Annotated in this window: 18 protein-coding genes; 9 read left to right on the forward strand and 9 right to left on the reverse strand. The window is 57.2% G+C overall.

What is annotated here, in order from left to right; translation table 11 throughout:
- Positions 1–13: 13 nt before the first annotated feature.
- The 3 genes from B5F76_RS11225 to B5F76_RS14940 all read right to left on the reverse strand — a co-directional run bounded on the left by B5F76_RS11225 (position 14) and on the right by B5F76_RS14940 (position 2,306).
- Positions 14–856 (reverse strand): hypothetical protein, encoded by an 843-nt coding sequence (locus B5F76_RS11225; RefSeq protein ID WP_087354593.1) that lies wholly within the window; start codon positions 854–856, stop codon positions 14–16.
- A gap of 104 nt (positions 857–960) precedes the next feature.
- Positions 961–1,416, reverse strand: coding sequence for a lysozyme inhibitor LprI family protein (locus tag B5F76_RS11230; RefSeq protein ID WP_087354595.1), 456 nt, complete (start codon positions 1,414–1,416; stop codon positions 961–963).
- A 95-nt stretch (positions 1,417–1,511) separates the two neighbouring features.
- On the reverse strand, positions 1,512–2,306 hold the full coding sequence (locus tag B5F76_RS14940; protein ID WP_087354597.1) for an SPOR domain-containing protein: 795 nt from the start codon (positions 2,304–2,306) through the stop codon (positions 1,512–1,514).
- 178 nt (positions 2,307–2,484) lie between these two features.
- Here B5F76_RS14940 and B5F76_RS14945 point away from each other — a divergent pair, with 178 nt between their 5' ends.
- Positions 2,485–3,456: a hypothetical protein gene (locus B5F76_RS14945; RefSeq protein WP_087354599.1), complete on the forward strand. Its 972-nt coding sequence runs from the start codon at positions 2,485–2,487 to the stop codon at positions 3,454–3,456.
- Between the two features lie 161 nt (positions 3,457–3,617).
- Here B5F76_RS14945 and hypB read toward each other — a convergent pair whose 3' ends face one another.
- Positions 3,618–4,271 carry a hydrogenase nickel incorporation protein HypB gene (gene hypB / locus B5F76_RS11245; protein ID WP_087354601.1) on the reverse strand — a complete coding sequence of 218 codons (654 nt, stop codon included), beginning with the start codon at positions 4,269–4,271 and terminating at the stop codon, positions 3,618–3,620.
- Positions 4,272–4,366: 95 nt separating this feature from the next.
- Positions 4,367–4,762 (reverse strand): hydrogenase maturation nickel metallochaperone HypA/HybF, encoded by a 396-nt coding sequence (locus B5F76_RS11250; protein WP_239407039.1) that lies wholly within the window; start codon positions 4,760–4,762, stop codon positions 4,367–4,369.
- Positions 4,763–5,333: 571 nt separating this feature from the next.
- Between B5F76_RS11250 and B5F76_RS11255 the strand changes: the two genes are divergently transcribed.
- From B5F76_RS11255 to B5F76_RS11290, 8 genes are all read left to right on the forward strand, one after another.
- A complete protein-coding gene (locus B5F76_RS11255) occupies positions 5,334–6,350 on the forward strand; it encodes an AMIN domain-containing protein (protein WP_162608820.1) in 1,017 nt (338 codons plus the stop codon).
- A gap of 109 nt (positions 6,351–6,459) precedes the next feature.
- Complete coding sequence (locus B5F76_RS11260; protein ID WP_087354605.1) at positions 6,460–9,018, forward strand: PEP/pyruvate-binding domain-containing protein; 2,559 nt, start codon at positions 6,460–6,462, stop codon at positions 9,016–9,018.
- Positions 9,019–9,152: 134 nt separating this feature from the next.
- A complete protein-coding gene (locus B5F76_RS11265) occupies positions 9,153–9,863 on the forward strand; it encodes an AzlC family ABC transporter permease (RefSeq protein WP_087354607.1) in 711 nt (236 codons plus the stop codon).
- Positions 9,860–10,189 (forward strand): branched-chain amino acid transporter permease, encoded by a 330-nt coding sequence (locus B5F76_RS11270; protein ID WP_275074604.1) that lies wholly within the window; start codon positions 9,860–9,862, stop codon positions 10,187–10,189. Before B5F76_RS11265 ends, B5F76_RS11270 begins: the two co-directional genes overlap by 4 nt.
- 215 nt (positions 10,190–10,404) lie before the next feature.
- Complete coding sequence (locus tag B5F76_RS11275; protein ID WP_087354609.1) at positions 10,405–11,634, forward strand: MFS transporter; 1,230 nt, start codon at positions 10,405–10,407, stop codon at positions 11,632–11,634.
- Between the two features lie 60 nt (positions 11,635–11,694).
- A complete protein-coding gene (locus tag B5F76_RS11280; RefSeq protein ID WP_087354611.1) occupies positions 11,695–12,969 on the forward strand; it encodes an MFS transporter in 1,275 nt (424 codons plus the stop codon).
- Between the two features lie 420 nt (positions 12,970–13,389).
- Positions 13,390–13,923, forward strand: a complete 534-nt coding sequence (locus B5F76_RS11285) for a Spy/CpxP family protein refolding chaperone (RefSeq protein ID WP_087354613.1) — start codon at positions 13,390–13,392, stop codon at positions 13,921–13,923.
- A 669-nt stretch (positions 13,924–14,592) separates the two neighbouring features.
- Entirely contained in the window at positions 14,593–15,294 is a 702-nt protein-coding gene (locus B5F76_RS11290; protein WP_239407040.1) for an Rpn family recombination-promoting nuclease/putative transposase, read from the forward strand.
- Positions 15,295–15,460: 166 nt separating this feature from the next.
- On the opposite strand, the gene B5F76_RS11295 is transcribed toward B5F76_RS11290, so the two are convergent.
- The 4 genes from B5F76_RS11295 to B5F76_RS11310 are packed head-to-tail and all read right to left on the reverse strand — an operon-like array spanning position 15,461 to position 20,221.
- Positions 15,461–16,174, reverse strand: coding sequence for a hypothetical protein (locus B5F76_RS11295; RefSeq protein ID WP_087354617.1), 714 nt, complete (start codon positions 16,172–16,174; stop codon positions 15,461–15,463).
- A 52-nt stretch (positions 16,175–16,226) separates the two neighbouring features.
- A complete protein-coding gene (locus B5F76_RS11300) occupies positions 16,227–16,799 on the reverse strand; it encodes a bifunctional adenosylcobinamide kinase/adenosylcobinamide-phosphate guanylyltransferase (protein ID WP_204218390.1) in 573 nt (190 codons plus the stop codon).
- Positions 16,799–18,178 carry a hypothetical protein gene (locus B5F76_RS11305; protein WP_087354619.1) on the reverse strand — a complete coding sequence of 460 codons (1,380 nt, stop codon included), beginning with the start codon at positions 18,176–18,178 and terminating at the stop codon, positions 16,799–16,801. Before B5F76_RS11305 ends, B5F76_RS11300 begins: the two co-directional genes overlap by 1 nt.
- A 54-nt stretch (positions 18,179–18,232) precedes the next feature.
- Complete coding sequence (locus B5F76_RS11310; protein WP_087354621.1) at positions 18,233–20,221, reverse strand: ATP-binding cassette domain-containing protein; 1,989 nt, start codon at positions 20,219–20,221, stop codon at positions 18,233–18,235.
- Between the last annotated feature and the right edge of the window lie 8 nt (positions 20,222–20,229).

Raw genomic sequence — 20,229 nt, forward strand, 5'->3', positions numbered from 1 at the left:
GAGCGTCTGATCTTCAGATCAGTGCTGACGCATCCCGTATCGAAAGCAGGGTAGTCCTCCCGAGTCCCAAGGGAGGAAGCCCCGCGCATAAGCGCGGGGAGGCTTCACGCTGTATCCCTGCCTCATTGCGAGTTTTCTCATCAAGAGGAAAGTTTTTGGCAGCAAGGCGCATGCGCAGTATCTGCGAAAGCCGGCGGACTGCATATGGCCTTTCAAGCTCTTTCCTGGCAACTTTTTCCGCAGTGTCGAGCAGTATGGCTACTTCATGCTCATCCCAGTGAAACTGTCGGGCCGGACTCAATGACGAAGCGTCTACATCCTTCTTCTCAAGAGGGGCAGATGCCAGCTGATGCCTCAGGAGATCCTCCATGGATAGTCTCTCGTCGGGCAGGCATCTTGCGATGATATCTCCCCCTATCTCCTTTTCATCCCAGTCTTCCCCATCGTCTTTCGGCGAAAACGTGGCTATGGCAGACATGGTTCGCAAGACTTCCTCAATGACTTTCGGATCCTGCACCCGGGGTATTTGGGGACTCTGTTCCTCCTGCCAGTCCTTGTCATCCTTCCTTGCGTCACGCCGCTCGTTTCCAGAGGTATCTTGGGAAGGAGGAATACTGGCGGCGGTATCAGAGTTGGCGTTCAGTTTACGTCGCAACTCCCTGTTCTCTTCCTGCAGTTGATCCACCTTTTTTTGCAGAGAATCCAACTGGGCTTGCATGCCCACAACTGCCTGTGCCAGCTGGCAGCTGAACCTATAGTGAGCACAATATATCTTGATCAGCCCTTCATGAGAGAGCTGCTGTGCTTGTTTCTCATCTGGAAGCGAGGCAAGTATGGCGCAAAAATCGTTTTCCATGGCTCAACCTAGCACAAAGTTTCTTCCCTGTGCCAGACTCCAATCTCCTAACGTTACTTAACTTACTAATATTGTGATCAGATACAGGAAGTCTGCCTTTCTCCTTAATCGATTCTGTAGTCATCCGATCTTGCATTGCTGACTGCGTTGTCCTGTCTTTGCAGACTATTGGGTGGTAACAGACTGTCCGGCACTGCAGCAATGTCAATGACCGGTTCCAAACTATCATCCTCTATCATCTGCAGCGCGTGCGTTCTCACATTAACCGCCCAGCAATAGGCATGTACCTTGTCCATACCTTGACGCATATAGTCCGCAGCACACGCATCTCGTCTGTTTTTCAGCCAGTCGCGCTGATCCGCAAGCAAAATCTTCTTGTCTGCTGCACTCAGTGATCCGTACACACGTTTCCAGACTTTGCCGAGCAGAGCATCCTCAAAACGAAAATCGGGATCCTTCAACAGTTCCCTGTATTCCGCATCAGACAAGGCGTAGCCCGTGCCCACAGGCCCCAGAGCCACCATGAGCGCCACAACCAGACAAACAAATACCCGCTTCATCGCCCAACCTCCCTGCAGGATATGTTTCCTCACATACCCCTTTGCCAGGAAGCCGGCAACAAAGCGTAGCAGTATATATTGATAACGACACGCCCCTATCGCACACCAATGGGCCGCAGGACAGCCTTGCGGCTGCGCTCTATGGGTGCTCCAAGGTGCAGCCTTTCCGTCACTTCCCGTATCTCGTGTATCCTGCTCAAAGGACCTCTGGAGAGCAGAAGCACGATGTGCAGGCGCCCGTTCTTCTCAAGGCGCGAGCGAAAACCCTCTGCCTCAAGCTGAATACGCGTTTCTTCCGCGTCCGCAGAAGATCTGAAGGCCGCGACCTGGAAGACAAAGTCATAGAGCTCGGCAGCAGTCTCCGGCTTTTCCGGAGGGCCACCGCCAGCCGTGGCAGGGCTCATGCCAGGGGCCATGGGCACCTGTACCACGGTGGTACTGTTGGTGGCAGGCACAAAGGGCTTGAAGTTTTCCAAAGGCATTGGCTCACTCACCTTCTCGCCTGGCGCAGCACGCAAAAATCTCGAAAAGGCCAGCTCCTGCGGCTTCAGGATGCGCGATCCATCTGCACTCCCTTCCTGCGATGCCTCCTCTTCCCCTCCAGTGTCCTGGGGCTTTGTGCTCTCCTCGCTCTTTTCCTGGGGCATTGTCTCTGCCCAAAGAAGTTCCCTGTCCAGCTGATGGCGGCCAACCATGACACCAGCCATGTACACCACAAGCATGGCTACGAACAAAAGGAAGAGACAGCCAAAGAAGCGCTGCCCTGTTAGCTGCACGCCCCTGCTCTGCGGCCGCATCCGGATACCTTGCCGGACTTCGCCAAAAGTTTCGGCCTCCCCGGCAGGGGAGTCCTTGACCTTTTCGAATGTGTTGTGCGGGGGCTGGGACATGGGGTGAGTGTTCCTCGCTTTTTTGGAAGAAAATATCGCGTGCAAGGGGACTTTTGGGGGCAGGGGGACTAGCCAAAAGCCCACGTGCCCCCTACTTAAGCTTTGACAGGGATCTTGGCAAGCACGCCATCCTTGGCTATCCTGCACGCTGTCATTCTTCCCCAACCAAGAGGTCAAAATGTTCAGGTTTTTTCTCGCGCTGGCGCTGATCGTAAGCACATCCCTTGCTCTGCCTGCAGAGGCAAAACAGGGCAGGGCACAGCAGGCCGCAAACGACGAACCGGCTACCTTTCTTGTCAGAAACCAGAGCCACAGGGATCTGGTCGCCATCCGCATCTCGGACGGCAAGACTGCCTCCTTTGCCAGACTCGATCTTGGCCCGGGCGGCGAGGACGAGCTGGAAAATCCCGGAGGCCGGGCCCAGATTCGCCTGGACCTGGGCCTTGTACTCGACACCTGGGAGGATGTGAATCTCGATGCCGTGCAAAGCCTCACCCTTTGCTCTGCCCATGAAAACTGCCTGATTGTCACAAACAGGGACAAGAGCTCCGAACACAGGAAAGGCGACAGCAAGAGCCTTCTTCCTGCCCCGAACGCAGCCCCTGTGTGCTCCATCAACGGCTTCAAGGCAGGCATGACCATGAAGGACGCCTGCGGTCTTTTGCAAAACTTCTACACCATGGAAGAGGACGTCTATCTGGCTACCCTGGGCTTTGCCAACATTGCCTGGAGCGCCAGACTCTACGCCAATACGGACAGGGGCGAGGATCTGGAAAACGCTGTCCTTGAGAACGTGGAGCTGAGGCAAAAGCTGACACCCGCAAACCTTAAGGCAGTGCACGAGGCCTTGAACAGCCTGGGCTACGTTGCCTGGCAGGCCACCTTCCCGGGCATGGAGCTCACCTTCTCGGATATGGTCAACTTCACCCAGGAGACCAGGGACGAGATCCTGCGCGCCTGCACCTCGACCTTTTTGAAGCAGGGCCGCGGCATTGGCTCCATCATGTTTGCGCCAAAGGACCTTATGGCAAAGCTTGCCAGCGAGGACATGCAGAGCGTGAACACACAGCTTTTCACAGTCTCCCTGCACAGGGATTCGGATACACTTATTCTGGATATCTCCGCCTACGACATGGAGGAAATGCCCTAAAGAGCTCTTCTCAAAACCACAGCCCGCAACCAAAGCCCTTCACGCTGTCTTCCTCTTTGGAAGGCAGCGTTTTTTTGTCTGCCATGGGCCTCAAAAAAAGTGCTGCCCTGGACCCAACGTGGGGCCCCAGGGCAGCACCTGCATTTCAAAAAAATCCTGTGCTATCCGGCCTTCTTCAGCTTCACCTGGGCACGCAGCCAGGTGTACCAGTCCTTCAGGCCCTCGCCCTTGGTGCAGGACACCTGGAAGACAGGCAAGTCCTTGTTGAGGCGGCGCGCAAAGGTCACTGCGCGCTCCACGTCAAAGTTCACGTAGGGGAGCAGATCCACCTTGTTCAGCACAAGGGCCTTGGCAAGATTGAAGAGGAGGGGGTATTTTTCCGGTTTGTCGTCGCCTTCGGTCACGGAGAGGATGCCCACCTTGGCGTCCTCGCCCAGATCGAATTCCGTGGGGCAGACAAGGTTGCCCACATTTTCGATGAAGAGGATGTCGAGCCCCTCCATGTCCAGGTGATCCATGGCCTGCAGGACAAGCTTGCTGTCCAGATGGCAGCCGCCGTCAGTGTCGATCTGCACGGCCTGCACGCCTGTGGCAGCGACGCGCCTTGCGTCGTTGTCGGTCTGCAGATCGCCCTCGATGACAGCCATCTTGAACTCGGAGGAGAGATCCGTCAGGGTGCGCTCGAGCAAGGTAGTCTTGCCGGCACCAGGGGAAGAAATGAGGTTGAGGGTCAGAATGCCCCGAACGCGTTCGCGCACCACCTGGGCCAGCTTTTCGTTGGCCTCAAGCACATTGCGCACCACGGGAATCTGCATATCGTGCTCCTTGCTTGTTGTTCGCAAGACGCGAGGCCTTGCGTTGTCCTGATTCTTGTATGGGATGGGGTGAAGATATAGGGCCTTGCCCTGACCTACTCCCCTTCTATCCAGTCCACCTGCATTTCCTTGCCTGCGAGAACCCTGTGACCAATGACCTCGCCGCACTTCGGGCAGGCAGGAAGGTCAAAGGGGCCATTGTCTGCCTCAAATTCTTCGCCGCAGATGCACTTGAGCTTCAGGGGGATCTTCACGATCTCGAGCCTTGCTCCCTCGTGCACTGTTCCCTGAACAAGCGAGGAGAAGGCAAAATCCAGACACTCGGGCACAACGCCGGACATGGCACCCACGTTCACGCGCAAGAGCGTCAGCCGCTTGCAGTTGTGCCGGGAAAGCTCCTCTGTGGCTATATCGAGCATGCCCTGGGCCAGGGCCAGTTCGTGCATGGCTTCTCTCCCTTCCCCAATTGTTCCCATTTGTCCCAAATCCATGGCAAAAAAATCCATGTGTGCCAGGCAAAGGCATGCCTTTTCAAGGGGAAGTTCGTAAAAAAGCGTTTTTGCCGGCGGACTCCTTCTATACTGCAGCGGGAACAAAAAGACAACGCACAGGGCTTTTTTCATTGTCCGCACACCCGCAAGGCTTCACCATTGCCCATTTTTTCGGCAAGCATTTCGGACAGGCATTTTCGGCAGGCGCATACGCAGGCAGCACCCCCTTTCCCCACAGGCCCTGCTGTCCATGCCTTTGCTGCATACAGGCGCTGCACGCCTGCGCTACAGGCCTCAGCCACATGCCTGCCATCTTCCGGCAATAGCCTGTAATAAGCCCTGTTTTTCGCAAAATCCCCCTGTGCTGATTTTTGCCTTTTCCCCTCTTGTGTGCTATTTGCAAGGCTTCGTGACGGTTGCCCTGCCCGTATGGCGCAAGGTGCACAAAAGGGGCTTTGCTTCGCCTTGCCAAAAGAAAGCCCCCTTCTTCGTCCCTTCAGTCCCTGCCTTTTTTCGCCCTTGTTTTTTTCGCCTGTGTCCCGCGTTTTTCGGGACACAAAGGATAACTTCAGTGAACAAGACTATTCTTGGCCTCATAGCTGCAGTGATCGTTCTCGGCGCAGCCCTTGTCCTGTTCAACAACGCGCAAAAGCCCGAAGCAGTGCAAAATCCCAAAACCGAGCTTCCGGCCCTGCCGGATCTTGCAGCAGAGCGCGCTGCCAAGAGCGCAAACCTGAAGGAAGTGCCAGCCCTGCCAGAGGCAGTGGAAAATACGGCAAGCGTGCGTGCCCCCATTGTTGCGCCCAATACGGCCCCAAAAACAGCTCTGGACAATGTCCAGGGCACAGGTGAGGTCGCAAAGGCCCCTGTTCTTGCAGCTGCAAACACAGCCGCTGCGGACAAGCCCGCGGCGAGGACAGAAAGTACTGCCAGGGAACAGGCTTCGGAAAGCCATGCCGTTGCCAGGGGGGCTGTTGCGCCAAGGCCCGAGGCAAAGTCCGAAGCCGCAAAGCCCGCAGCCACTGTGGCCGAGGCAAAGTCCGAGGCTGCAAAGTCCGCACAGGCCGAGACAAGGGCTCAGGCAAAAACCGAGACTGCAAAGCAGGCACAGGCCGAGACAAAGTCCGAGCCCGCAAAGTCCGCACAGGCCGAAACAAAGGCACAGGCAAAGACCGAGACTGCAAGGCAGGCCAGGCCCGCAAAGGCCGAATCGCCCCAGGACAAGACTTCCGCGGACAGGGAAGCTGCAGAAAAATCCGCTGCAAGGGAAGAGCAAAAGCAGGCAAAGCCCAAAATAGTGGTCCTTGTCCGGGACAAGGGTGCCACCGTGCGCCTGAACCTTGGCTCGACCATCAGCTACAGGCAGATGCTTTTGGAAAACCCCGACCGCGTGGTCATTGACGTCACAGGCTCCTACAAGGATTTGAAGGCTCCGGGCATACCGGACAATCCCCTTGTGACCAACGTGCGCCTCGGCCACTACGACAACCGCACCCGCATCGTTGTCGACCTGAAAGCCAAGCCATCCTCCTGCCGCGTCATCCTCTCCGAGGACAGGGATCGCCTGGACATCCGCGTAGATCGCTAGAGCACTGGCAACATACACAAATTTTCCTCCCAAGGGGCGGGTCTGCAGACGAAAAGAGGCCTCTCCGCCAGGGACACCAATACACCAGGATCACAGCAAGGTACTTCACATGGCCTACTCCTTCTTCCAGAAACTGTTCAGGCGCAAAAGCGCAGCCAGGGAACAGGCCCTGGCCGAATTCCATACCAGATACGCTTCCTTCAAGGATCTTTTGCAGGCCAACGCGGACATAGCCAAGATCATGGCTACGCTGGACACTGTCTACCACGGCAGCAAGAGTCTGGATACGGACCAGATACGCCACGAAATCATGCGTGCCATGGTCAGCGTGCGCACCATGAGCGAAAGCTTAAGCAAGCTCTCCAACGACCGCTATCCTGCCCTGGCTCCGGTGCTCGACAATATCTGCAACCATATCAAAAACGAGCTTGCCTCCTACACTCCTGGCGATGTCACGGAGCTCACCCTGCCGCTGTCCGAGGTCGACGCATCCATGACCTACAGCGTGGGTGCCAAGAACGCGAACCTTGGTGAGATACACAACATGCTGGAAATGCCCGTGCCCAGGGGCTTTGCCATCACCACCAGGGCTGCCCAGCTCTTCATCAATCGCAACAAGGGCCTGTTCACGGCCATGCAGAAAAGCCTTGCCCAGGTGGACATCGACCATCCCCAGAGCATCCAGCGCACAAGCGATGAGATCTACGAGCTCATCATGGCAACGCCCCTGCCGGAGGAAGTGGAGCGGGCCCTGCTTGTCACCTACGACAAGGCCTTCGGCAAGGACCCGGACTATCCAGTGGCCCTGCGCTCGAGCGCCATTGCCGAGGACGGTGTCCAGTCCTTTGCAGGCCAGTACCTTTCCATCCTCGGCGTCACAAGGGGCACTCTGCTCGACTCCTTCAAGAAGGTCCTGGCAAGCCTCTATTCCCCGCGTGCCATAGCCTACAGGCTGACCAACGGCTACGAGCTCAGCACCTACGGCATGGCCATGTGCTGCCTGCAGATGATCAAGGCCAAGGCTGCAGGCGTTGCCTACTCGCGCCACCCAGTGAACCTGCGCTCCAACGACGTGCTCATAAACGGCGTCTGGGGCCTTGGCGAGGCAGTGGCGGACGGCTCTGCGCTTCCGGACCAGTGGCTTGTCTCAAGGGCAACGCACAAGATTACGAGAGAGACCATAGTGGGCAAGCTCACCAAGGTCATGCTGGACAAGAACCCGGACGGCACCATCTCCCCCCACGTGCACGAGGTGGAGGAGCTTTTGCAAAACCTGCCCTGTCTGACACGGGAACAGGTCCAGGCCATAGCCAAGGCTGCCGTGGAGTTCGAGCACCACTACCAGTATCCCCAGGACATTGAATGGGCCCTCGACGAGGACGAGCGCCTCTACTTTTTGCAGACAAGGCCCATGGGCTTTGACACCACAAGCGAGGACGTGCGCGCTCCGGAACTCGAAAAGATCCGTCCCGTCATCTCCCAGGCCGAGGTGGCTGCCAGAGGTGTTGCCTGCGGCAGGGTCATGATCATGGACCCGGACGAGGACATGACCCATTTCCCGGAAGGCTACGTGCTGGTCATGACGCACTCCTCCTCCAACGCAACTGTTGCCATGCAGCGCGCCTGCGCCATCGTGGCAGAGGTGGGCTCCCTCACGGGCCACATGGCCTCGGTCTGTCGCGAATACGGGGTGCCGACCCTCATCAACGCTCCCGGAGCCACCATGCTTCTCGAGGAGGATCAACTTGTCACTGTGGACGCCCTGAAGGGACGCGTCTTCAACGGTGAAATCCCCGAGCTTCTCGAACTGCACATTTCAAGGCCGCCTGTTGCGAACACGCCCGCCACGGTCATGATGCGCCGCATGGCCCCCTACATCCTGCCCCTGCATCTCATTGATCCGCGAGCCGAAACCTTCTCGCCGGAAAACTGCACGTCGTTGCACGACGTCATGCGCTTTATCCACGAAAAGTCCTACAACGAGATGTTCCTGCTTTCGGACACTGTGTCCGAGGGCAAGGATACGGCTGCCACGAGCTTTTCCGGCCCCATCCCCCTCGATCTCTACATCATAGACCTTGGCGGCGGCCTCAAGGATCCGCTCAAACGCACTGCCAGGATCGACGAGGTAACGGATCCCTCGCCCCTGCGCACCCTGCTCGAGGGCATGCTCAACCCCACAGTCCAGGCCAACGGCCCGCGTCCCGTGAACATGCGCGGCTTCATGTCCGTCATGGGCAACACCATGATGAGCGCCAACACGGCCGAGCGCTTTGGCGATCACAGCTACGCCATCGTCTCGGACAAGTATTTGAACTTCTCCTCCCGTGTGGGCTACCACTACGCCATCCTGGACTGCTGGTGCAGCGCCACGGTGAGCAAGAACTACATACGCTTCGAGTTCGCTGGCGGTGCCGCAGGATCCGTGCAGCGCCAGCGCAGGGTCCGCTGCATAGGCATCATCCTGAAGGAACTCGGCTTCAGGGTCTCGGTCATAGCGGACCGTGTGCAGGCAAGGTACCAGAAGTACCCGCGCGCGGACATCATGCAGCGTCTGGATCAGCTTGGCCGCCTGCTCATCATGACAAGGCAAATGGACATGCTCATGACAAGCGAGGAAGCTGTCACAAAGTTTGCCTCCAACTTCCTGAACGGCGACTACCATTAGACCGACATAGTGCAGCGCCCCTGCCCTGGACCTTTCCAGGCAGGGGGGGGCCCTCTCGCACCGTCCGGAAAACACCCTTTTTCGGACGGTCTTTTTCCCTGTCCCTCAAAAGCCTTGCGCTCACGGAGTCAGCAATGCCGGACAAACGTGTCCTGTGCCTGGCCATGCGGGCAGCGTTTCCCAAAACACTGCCCATTCTTGCGGCCTTTCTTTTCCTTGGAATTACCTATGGCGTCTACATGCACGCCTCGGGCTTCAGCTTCTGGTATCCCATGCTCATTGGCGCAACTGTCTTTGCCGGCTCCATGGAATTTGTGGCCGTGAACCTGCTGCTTGGGGCCTTCTCTCCCCTGCAGGCCCTGGGGCTGACGCTCATGGTGAACGCCCGCCATCTCTTCTATGGCCTTTCCATGCTTGAGAAGTACCGTGGCATGGGGGTGAAGAAGCACTATCTCATGTTCGGGCTGTGCGACGAGACCTTTTCCATCAACTACTCGACCCGCGTTCCCGAGGGCGTGGACAGGGGCTGGTTCTACTTTTTCGTGACCCTGTTCAACCAGATATACTGGGTCTCGGGGGCGACACTCGGGGGGCTCTTTGGCTCCTTCATACCCTTTGACACAAAAGGCCTGGGTTTTGTGCTCACAGCCATGTTCATTGTCATCTATCTCGATCAGTTCCTGCGCGAGGAAAGCCACGCAAGCGGCCTTGCAGGCTACGCTGTCTGCATTCCCTGCCTTGTCCTCTTTGGCCCGCAGGACTTTCTCATACCCTCCATGCTGGGCATATTGCTTGTCCTGATAGCGCTTCGCCCTGCCCTGGAAAGGGGGAGGCTTTTCTCGTGACACCCACGGAACAGATCTGCACAATCGCCATGGTCGTCCTCGGCACCATGATGACACGTTTCCTGCCTTTTCTGCTCTTTTCCGGCGGGCGCAAGACACCGGACTCCATCCGCTACCTTGGCCGCGTTTTGCCTGCCGCAGTCTTTGCCATGCTTGTGGTCTACAGCCTCAAGGATACCACAATCCTCTCTGGATCGCACGGGCTCCCGGAACTTCTGGCCTCGCTCCTCGTCATTGGCCTGCATCTTTGGAAGCGCAACATGATGCTCTCCATAGCAGGTGGCACAGTGTGCTACATGGTGCTTGTCCAGCACGTCTTTGGCTAGAAAACAGGGGGAAGGATTTCTTTCTTTTCAAGGACATACGCTGTACATGCTGACTGCGCACCCAAACACTGGCAAAGATTTTTCTTGGGCCCCGTTGCCTTCATGTGCGGGAAGGCGCATAGTGAATCACAAGCCTCCTCGTGCCGGATCAGAAGCGTCGCCTCGGGCCTGCCCCTTTCGCTTGACAGCCGGCACAAAACCTTCGCGGTGACTGTATGCCCTCGCAAACAAATCAAACCCCGGACACCCAAAAGCTGCTGACCCTGGACTTTGTCCTGCTCTTCTTTCTTGCCCTTTTCAGCAACTGCTACCTTGCCGTCTACTACTGCTTCGAGCAGTGGCTTGTGAAGGTCGCAGTTGATCCGCACTGGCGAGGCCTTCTGCTTGGCATCCTGTTCGGAACCCTCCTTGTCGCGCGTCCCTGCGCCATAGTCTTTCTCTTGAAGCGCAACAAGCTGCCTGTCGTCATTGCCTCCCTGCTTGTCAGCTCGGGCGTGCTCTTCAGCTACCAGTACCTCGATCCTTCCTCACCCCTCTTCGAGTGGACCCTGCTTGGCCTTCGCATCCTTCAGGGAACCTTCCTGGCCCTTTTTTCCACAAGTGTCGTTTCCGTTCTTGTGAGCTGCATTCCCCCAGGGCAAAGCGCCAGGGGCTTTGCCCTCTTTTCCATCACCTTTCTTCTGCCCTATGGCATCATTCCCTCCCTTGGCGAATACCTGCTCACCGTAGTCGGGGATGAACCCCATCTCTACGCGCTCACAGGCCTTTTGCTCATTCCCTGTCTCATTATGACAGGCCTTCTCGCCCCACGCCTCAAAAAGCCCGAGCTTACCCAGCGCAGGCACACGGATTTTCGCCAGTATGTGGGAAGGCTCGCGCTCGGTGTCACCCACTCGGGTCTTGGCCTTGTCTACGCCTCCATGGTGTCCTTCTCCATTGGCACAAGCACCTGCATCTTCTTCATCAAGGGCCTGTGCACCCTGACAGGGGGAAATCCCGCCTCCTTTTTCTTCTTCTACACCATGACCATCATTTTGGTGCGCGTCTTCGGCAGCAGGCATCTGGACAGGCTTCCCTGCTACCGCATCGTGCCCATCGTGGCCTGCACCATGGCTCTCGGAGTCTTTGTCATAGCCTGGGGCCCCTTGTGGGCCTACGTTCCGGCAACGATTCTCTACGGCGTTTCCCTGGCCCTCCTCTATCCGCTCACGGCCTCTGTGGTCTACAACCGCTCGACGCCAAGGACGCGTACCGTAAACTCCAATATCATGATGCTCACCTTCGACATGTCCGCGCTCGTTTCCCCCATGCTGGGTAGTGCCGTCCTCTCCATGGGCTTTGACTACCACGCTGTCATCACTGTTGCGGGCATCATGATCCTTGTCTGCGGCACCCTCTTTACCCTGGACGGCCTGATCCCAAGGCGGCGCCCGACCCACTACTAACCCCAAAGGGGCGAGACGCCCCGTACCTTCAGCGAATACCTACCTTGCAGGACTGACCTCATGTTTTCCCGCAAAAGAAAGACTGCAGCCCCCACCGCCAGATCCGCAGGACAGAAGCTCTTGAGCCTCGACTTTGTCCTGCTCTTCTTTCTTGTCCTGTTCAGCAACTGCTACCTTGCCGTCTACTACTGCTTCGAGCAGTGGCTCGAAGGCCTTGCCGTTGCGCCAGACTGGCGAGGGCTTCTTCTTGGCGCCCTCTTCGGCATGGTCATGGTCACAAGACCCCTTGCCAGCGTCTACATGCTGAGATTCAACAAACTGCCGGCAGTCCTGGTCTCGCTGCTCATCTCCTCTGGCGTGCTTTTGGCCTATCAGTACCTCGACCCCACCTCTCCGCTTTTCGAGTGGTATCTTTTGATCCTGCGCCTTGTGCAGGGCTTTTTCCTGGCCATCTTCTCCTCCTGCGTCATCTCCCTTCTGGTCGAGTGCATCCCGCCAGGGCAAAGCGCCAGGGGCTTTGCGCTCTTCTCCCTCACAGGCCTTTTGCCCTACGCGCTTTTGCCAAGCGTAGGCGAGCTTCTCCTTCCCCTGGTTGGTGGCGAGGCAAAACTCTTTGCCTGGACAAGTGCCCTGCTCATCCCCTGTCTTGTCATGACCATCCTTCTTGCGCCAAAGCTGAAGAAACCGGAGATCTCCTCCTCTGCCCAGGCTGATTTCGCAAACTACACAAAGGGCATCGTGCGCGGCGTCACCCACTCCGGCCTTGGCCTTGTCTTTGCTGCCCTCCTGACCTTCAGTCTGGTCACCCAGACCTGCATCTTCTTCATGAAGGGCCTGTGCAGCGTCACCGGCACGGATCCGGCCAAGTTCTTCTTCTACTATACGGTCACCATCATGATCGTACGCGTGATAGGCTCAAACAGGCTCGACACCCTGCCCCGCTACCGCATCGTGCCCGTTGTGGCCTGTACCCTTGCCACAAGCCTTGCCATCATCTGCTACGCTCCAACCTGGCTCTACATCCCGGCGGTCATTCTCTACGGCATTTCCATTTCCCTGCTCTATCCGCTCATGGCCTCGGTCATCTACAACCGTTCTACGCCGGAGACGAGGACAGTGAACTCCAATCTCATGATGCTCATGTTTGACGCGGCAGGCGTCTTCTCGCCTCTTCTTGGTGGCACCATCATGAACCTGGGTCTTGGCTATCAGGCCGTCATCTCTGCAGCAGCCCTTATGGCCCTCGTGAGCGGCCTGTGCTTCACCCTGGACAGGGTACGCCTGGCAGTTGAGGAAAAGAGGCAGCGCGCAGCAAGAGCCTCATCCGGGGAATAGGAACTCCGGATATCCTTTGTGAAGCGGGACCATGCACATGCGCGTGGCCCCGCTCTGCTTTTTTGGGCCGATACGGGCAAGAGACAAGCCAGGCAATCCCCTTTGAGTCTCCCCCTGTCAACAAAGTGAGCACACACCTTTTTCGCCTGTGCAGCTGCTGAACACCAGGCATCCTGCCTTGTGTACGGATTTTGCCCACTCTCTTCTGCAATACCACAAAAAGCGGCCATACAGGCGGATTTTTCCAAAGTTTTGGCAAAATGGCACACCTTGTGCATTATTCAAAACAACAGAGCGAACAGGCTCTCCTTCCAAGGCAAATCTTCCAAGACAAACCACTGAGACCGGGAACTCCGGGACCAGGCACCACAAGACAACCAGACATAGAGCCAGAAAGGCAAATCACAAGGAGATACAACCATGACGTCCAGCAAGAAGATCTTCATCGTCCCCGCACTCGCAGCCGGTATTCTCGGAGCAGGACTGCTCGCATCCCCCACAAGCGCAGAAGCATGGCGCGGCGACTGCTACGGCCCCAGGGGCGGCTACGAGTGCCCCGGCTACGGTCCCGGTGAGGGCAGAGGCTATGGACACGGCTACCATCGCGGCTGGCACCACGGCGGCTGGCACGGCAACTGCCCATACTACGGCGAGAGAGGCGACTACCGTGGCTACCACCACCGCGGCTGGAACAAAGGCTACGCTGCCAACCTCTCCCCCGAACAGCGCAAGACATATGACAAGCTCGTAGACGACTTCAATGCCAAGGCAGAGCCCTTGCGTGACCAGATGTTCATAAAGCGCGCAGAACTGCGCGCCCTGGAAAATTCCACAAATGCCAGCAAGGCCGAAGTGGACAAGACCGCCAGAGAATTCCTGGATCTGCGCAATCAGATGCGTGATCTCCACGACAAGCTCGTGCAGGATATGGAAAAGGCAGGCCTCTACAGATAACCAAAGACGCAGTCCCCAAGGTCAGGGGTAGCACAAAAAGGGAAGATCGCAGGATCTTCCCTTTTTTGCTGGTGGCATCCCTTGTCCCCGTGTGCTTCAGGGGCAGGGACAAATGTTTCGGAGTCCTGAGGGTAAAATTCGTCGACAACTGTTTGCGATCATTTCTCTTTTATGGGCATTGTTTTTTTCGCCTTATCCCCATTGTAGCGCTTTGGGTTTCGAAATTTGAAAGACAAAATCCGTCGGCAACAATCCGCAATCATTTTTCTTTTCGATGTTTTCATTTTTCCCGCTTGTATTGCGTATCGTCGATGCATCAAGGGACCTGGAACTTGGACCGTACTGCTGCTGTGCCCAGAATTCCGTGCCTACTCCCAAGTGCCCCTGCCACCGCGCAGCTACTTGGCAGGGGCAAATCTTTCGGAGTCTAGAAGGCAAAAAACGTCGATAACACTACGCAATCATTTCTTTTTTTGACGATCTCATTTTCCCGCTTGTATTGCGTCAGACTGATGCATCAGGGGATCTGGACATAGATACAACCTCTGTGGTCTCACACTGTCTTGCGCACACTCTGGGAACTCTGCTCACAAGTACCGGCTATTTTCCTGAGGACAAACTACAGTAGCCCAGCAGGGTGCCCCCTGAGCCGGCAAGGCTGCCATCTCCATTGATCTTCTCCCAAGTGAGCTTCCTCCAGATCATTACGACGGCAAGGAAGTCCGGCTCGACTTGCGGGCCAAGACGTCCGAGGGTATGGTACTCAACATAGAGGTACAAGCCCAAAGCCAAAAGTGTTTGGACAGGCGTATCATGTACTATTGGGCGAAGCTCTATAGTAACCAAATACAAAGAGGAGAGGACTATTACAGACTTCGTCCAGCTTATGTTATAGAAGTCATGGACTTCAATTTTATCCCCGATAGTTCACACTACATTAGCGATGCTCAGCCCATTGTTTCTGCAACAGGCAAACCATTCACGGAAGATATGAGGCTTTTCTTTATCGAACTTCCAAAATGGAATGCACTGAAAAGAAAGGCAAGCAACAGTCTTGAGCGCTGGATTGCATTTTTTGCAAACAAAAATTCAGCAGAAGTTGAGGAGTATGCCATGTTGGATCCCAATATTCATGCCGCATTGGAGGCTGAAAAGAGATTCATTGCCAATCCTGATCAGATGCGCGACTACTGGCAAAGGGAAAAAGCCATCATGGAGCGGGTATCTGAACTCGCAGCTGCTGAGACCACAGGTGAAGCCAAGGGAATAGCAAAAGTTGCCCGTACCATGCTGTCCGACAATGTCCCCATACAACAAATCCCAAAATATACAGGACTTTCAGTCAGCGAGATAGAAGCTCTGCAAAAGTAGCTGCCTTTTGCTGATAATCTTTCATGTACCGGTGTCTTCCAAGACACCGGTTCTGAAACAGAAGAACTGGTTGTTCGGTCGTACTATTCCCCCATATGGGAATGTTTCCGCTCAAGCAGTCCTGTTTCTCCGGGCCAGCCCTTTGTCCCAGCCTGGTTGCGCAAGGCTAGACCATGCCCTCCTGGGACTCTACGCCTATCTGTATGATCAGATCGCGCACGTTCTCGATGCCCGTGAGCTGCCAGCCATCGGAAACAGAGGAAAATATGCCCTGCACTGCGTAGGTATTGCCGTTGTCGTAGTCGTAGACGGAAAAGGAAAGACGCATCTTGCCCCTGTCCACGCGCTTTGGCACCCCCACCTCGCGTATTTCCTTCCTGCCCATGGACACCATGGAAAAGAGCGGGGCCAGTATGCTCGAACTCTCGTATTCCCTGGTCATGCTGCCGGCAAAGGCGCCACTGCCCACGCCGTAAAGGACAAATTCCCTGACTTCTCCTGTCAGAAAGCCGATGGTGAGGGAATTGGTCAAAGCCCCCTGGCTTGCCATGAAGGTGACCACCGGTGGCAGCCATCTTGAAAGCTGTTCGTCGTTTGAGGCCTTCTCAAGCTCGAAAAAGATTGTCCTTGCAATACCCTGGATGTCCACGCGCTTGTCAAAGGCCGCAGCGTCGCTCGTCTCTATGGCGTTGCTCATGGCTGCAAGGCAGCTGCGCGGATCCCTCGTGTCGTGTTCGTCCCAGATGTAGCCGTGTCCTGCGCCATGCCCGTGGCCCTGTGCAACACACGCGTCACTGCCTGCAACGCCCAGCAAAAGAACAACACAAAGAGCCAAAAGACAGGCTGTGAGCCCATGCCACCTGCAACGATCAACTTTCATGGTGCAATGCCCCTTTGATATGAAAATCGCGATGCCGGCGCACATGGCATCGCTACTGTCTGTTTTCCGTATTCTTGAGAACGAGTTCCAGGCCGCAGGAAACAAATATCACCCTTTGGGCAATGCCTGCCAGAAGCTGATTTGCCCTGCCAAGAATCTCGGTGAACATGCGCGCAAGAGGATCGGTCGGCACAAGGCCAAGACCGACCTCCTCGCTCACGACCACAACGGGTCTGGAACTTTCCTGCAAAAAGCGTGCTACACCCTCAAGTCTTTCCAGGACAGCGTCCAAGGCCACACGAGCATTGCCGGATTTTTCTGTACCCTGCCCCTGCGTGTCCCACAGTATGCCGGAAATCCACGTGCCCACACTGTCCAAAAGAACTGCCCGGGCTTCGGGGTGCAGGGCAAGGGCTAACGCAAGGTCCGCCCCTGTCTCCACACTCAGCCATTCACTCCCCCTGCGATCCTTATGCCTTGCAACGCGAAGCCTTGTCTCGTCATCAAGAAGGCTTGCCCTTAGAGTCGCCACATAGAGGCAAGGGCGCGCAAGAGTCAGGGTACAGCGCTCGGCACAAAGGCTCTTGCCTGAGCTTGCGCCCCCCACATAGAGCGTGTGCAGCATCAGCGATTGCTACCCTGAGCGTTTGCCGGAGCCGCAGTCTGGGGTGCACTTGTTGTTCCGGGTGCCGCAGGTGCCCCATCCCTGGATGCCCTTGCGCAGCGTGCTGCGAGATCCCGCAAGACCTCGGCCGAGGCCTGCACGCCTGCAAGAGCCGAGGGGTTCTCTGCAAGGCGCCTGTTCACCCAGCCTGCCAGATAGAGAATGCTTTCCTGGGAAAGCGCGCCAGCACCCTTGCGGCGTATGTCCTCGGCAAGACGCCGTTCTGCCGCAGCGTGTGCCGCCATGGCGGATTGCAGGTTGCGGGCAGCCGCGTTTACGCTTGCCTGGGCTGCACGCACATTGCCGCCCTGATCCCTTGCCTGCTCCAGATCGAAGCGGGCATCAAGGCTTGCCCTGTTGGCCAGGGTTATGGCCTCTTCCTTCATGGCAAGGTCGTTCATGCGGCCGGGCAGATCCTCGATGGAAGCAACACTTTCCAGTCCGCCGGCAAGCAGGGTGCAACGGCTGCCAAGGGCACGATAGAGATTTTTCGTCTGCGCCTCGTTGAGCTTTTTGGCACTGGCCTCTGCTGCCACGGAGCGCAGAAGCTCGTCAGCGTAGATATTGTAGATGGCGTGCACCATGGAAGGAGTAAAGGCGTAGCGCAAGATGGACGCCCTGCCTGCTGCTCCGCCCCTTGGTACGGCAAGTCCTGTGAGGTTGCTTCCGTAGCGCTGGTTTAAGGACTGCACGGAAACACCCAGGTTTCCGCCGCGACTTTGCGGGTTGTAGCGGTTCACGATCCAGGAGGCCAGATCGTTCACAAAGGCAGGCCTGACCCTTTCGTCTTCCTTCACAGGCGCAGGTGCAGTCTTTTCCTCGCCTGGCAGGGCATTTTCGGGATCCTGCACCCCTTGTGCAGGATCATTGCTTGTGGGCGCAATGGTCCCCTGCACAGTGGAGGCCGGCAGTTCGACTTTCTGCTGTTCGGCCCTGGTCTTGTCCCTTTCCGGCATGACGCCGCCGTCACCGGATGCGTTGATGGGCGGAATGGGGGGCTTTACGTCAAGCCTTGGCATGAGCCAGTTGCGCAGAAAATCCAGCGGCGTTTCGCGCACCATTTCCGTAAACTGCGTCTTCAGCCTCTCGCGCTCCGGCTTTTCCATGAGCTGCCAGCTGACAACGCCGCCAATGACCGTAATGAGGATCAGTATGAGGAACCACAGGCCGCAGCCAAAGTGCCTGCGCGGCTTGTCAAAGACCAGGGGCATGTCCTGCACGTTTGGAGACACGCTTGCAGGCATCTTTGCCCCAGGCATTGGGGCTTCGTGGCTTTCCCTGACAGGCTGTGCGCCTGCCTGTGCGTTGCGATAGCTTTCCTGTTCGGATTTGAGCTTCACGCTCCCTCCCTAGCACCTTTGCGCCTGCTGCTTGTTCCGTCTTCCTGCCAAAGCCTAAAGCCCCATCTTCCTGCGCTTGGCAAGAAGGGGAGCAAAAAGTCCCTCAAGGGCCTCGGGCACCTGTTCCAGAATTTTCAACACCCGCTCGCGGCCGCGCGTGCCCATTGCCAGGCGTCTTTCAAGACTTTCCCTGTCGTCCAGCTTGAGCATGGGCTCAAGGGCCCTTGCGAGGGCCTCGTCGTCGCCCCTTGGAACAATCTTTCCTGCATCCCCCACAAACCAGGCCTGGGCCGGCAGATCGCTTGCCACCACAGGCACCAGGAAGGCCATGGCCTCGCCAAGGGCAGACGGTATGCCGTCTGCGGGCTTTCCGGGCAGGGAGAGGCCGCAGGTCACATAGACGTCCGCGTCGAGATAGAGCGAATTCATGTTGGCATGGGGCACAAAGCCAGGGAAACGCACGCTTGTGCCAAGCCCAAGGCTTTTGGCAAGAGCCTTCAAGCTCTTGAGCTTGGGACCGTCGCCGGCAATGGTGCAGCGAAATTCCCTGCCCGTTGCCGCAACGCGTGCCAAGGCCCGCAAGAGCACATCAAAGCCCTTGCGCTCGTCCATGATGCCGCAGGCAAGGATGTGGGGCAATTTTACCGCCTCGTGCATCTGGGCAACAGCCATCTCCTCGTCCTGGGGCGCAAGTGTCAGGGGATCCGGGATCCAGGAAATGCGTGCCGCAGCCTCGGGCACAGCCTCCTTCAAGGCCATGGACAACTCGCGCGTGCTCGTGCGCACAAAGAGTGCGTCGCGCACAAGAACCCGCAGTGCAGCAAGCCTTGCAATATCCCCGCCCTTCAGGGCTCCGTACCAGGGATCCGTGTCGCGCACGTCCATGCCGTAGGGAAGGTTGCCTATGCGGCTGGCAAGCCAGCAGACTATGGGCGAGTGCACGCCGCCTGCCGAGTAGAGACACTCGATCCCCTCGGCCTTGGCCCAGGAGGCCAGATCCTTTCCTTGAGCCCTAGCCCAGCGCACTGCGCCAAAGCCCTTCAAAAGCCCCTTCATGGGCGAAAAATCGCTTTCGAAGCTGCCAGAGGGCTGGGAAAGGAGGGATCTCCACACTGAGCCTGCCTGCAGGCCTCCCATGTTGCGCACAGGCATGGGCAAAGAATAGGACTGCATTTCCTTGCCCAAAAGGGAGACGCCCTGCAGGGTCACCACATGAGTCAGAAGGCCCTTTTCGTGCAGGATGTGGGCAAGGGTCCTTGGGCTTTCTCCGCCCTCGTGCAAAAAGTTTGTGGCCACCATGGCCGTGTGCAGGCGGATGTCCGGACCTTTAAGAAGGTCCGCTCCTGGCTGCACGCTGATCTTGGGAATGTCGCGCCTCTGGCAGACCAGAAGGCCTTCCTCCAGGGTGTAGACCGTATCGCAGTAGTCCGCCATCTTCGCGTCGTGTGTCACCATGACCATGGCAACGCCGCCCGTGTGGCAAAGGGTGCGGAAATTTTCCATGACAAGGCGGCTTGTACGCTGATCCAGGGCACCCGTAGGCTCGTCTGCCATGAGGATGCGAGGATTGTTCACCATGGCGCGGGCTATGGCTACGCGCTGCTGTTCGCCGCCGGAAAGGCGGTTGCTCGGGTAGTGCACGCGCGAGGACAGGCGCACAAGCTCCAGGGCGCGGATGACGCGAGGCCAGCGCTCCGCAGCAGGAACCTCTCTGTAGATGAGGGGAAATTCTACGTTCTCGAAGACCGTCGAGTGATCGAAGAGGTTGCTCTGCTGCATGACAAAGCCCAAGTTGTCGCGGCGAAAGGCTGCCGTCTCCTCGCGATTCAGGGTCAGGACATCCTTGCCAAGGATGTTCACTGTGCCCGAATCCGGGGCGTGCAAAAGCCCAAGCACGTGCAGCATGGTGGATTTGCCGCAGCCTGAGGGGCCCATGATGGCAACTATCTCGCCTGGCTCCACTTCAAGGTTTACGCCGCGCAAGATAGGCGCAAAGCCTGCGTAGCGCTTGCGGATATCGCGTGCGATAATGACTGGTGCCATAGGTCCCC

The organism is Desulfovibrio sp. An276, assembly GCF_002159665.1.
Lineage (GTDB): Bacteria > Desulfobacterota > Desulfovibrionia > Desulfovibrionales > Desulfovibrionaceae > Desulfovibrio > Desulfovibrio faecigallinarum.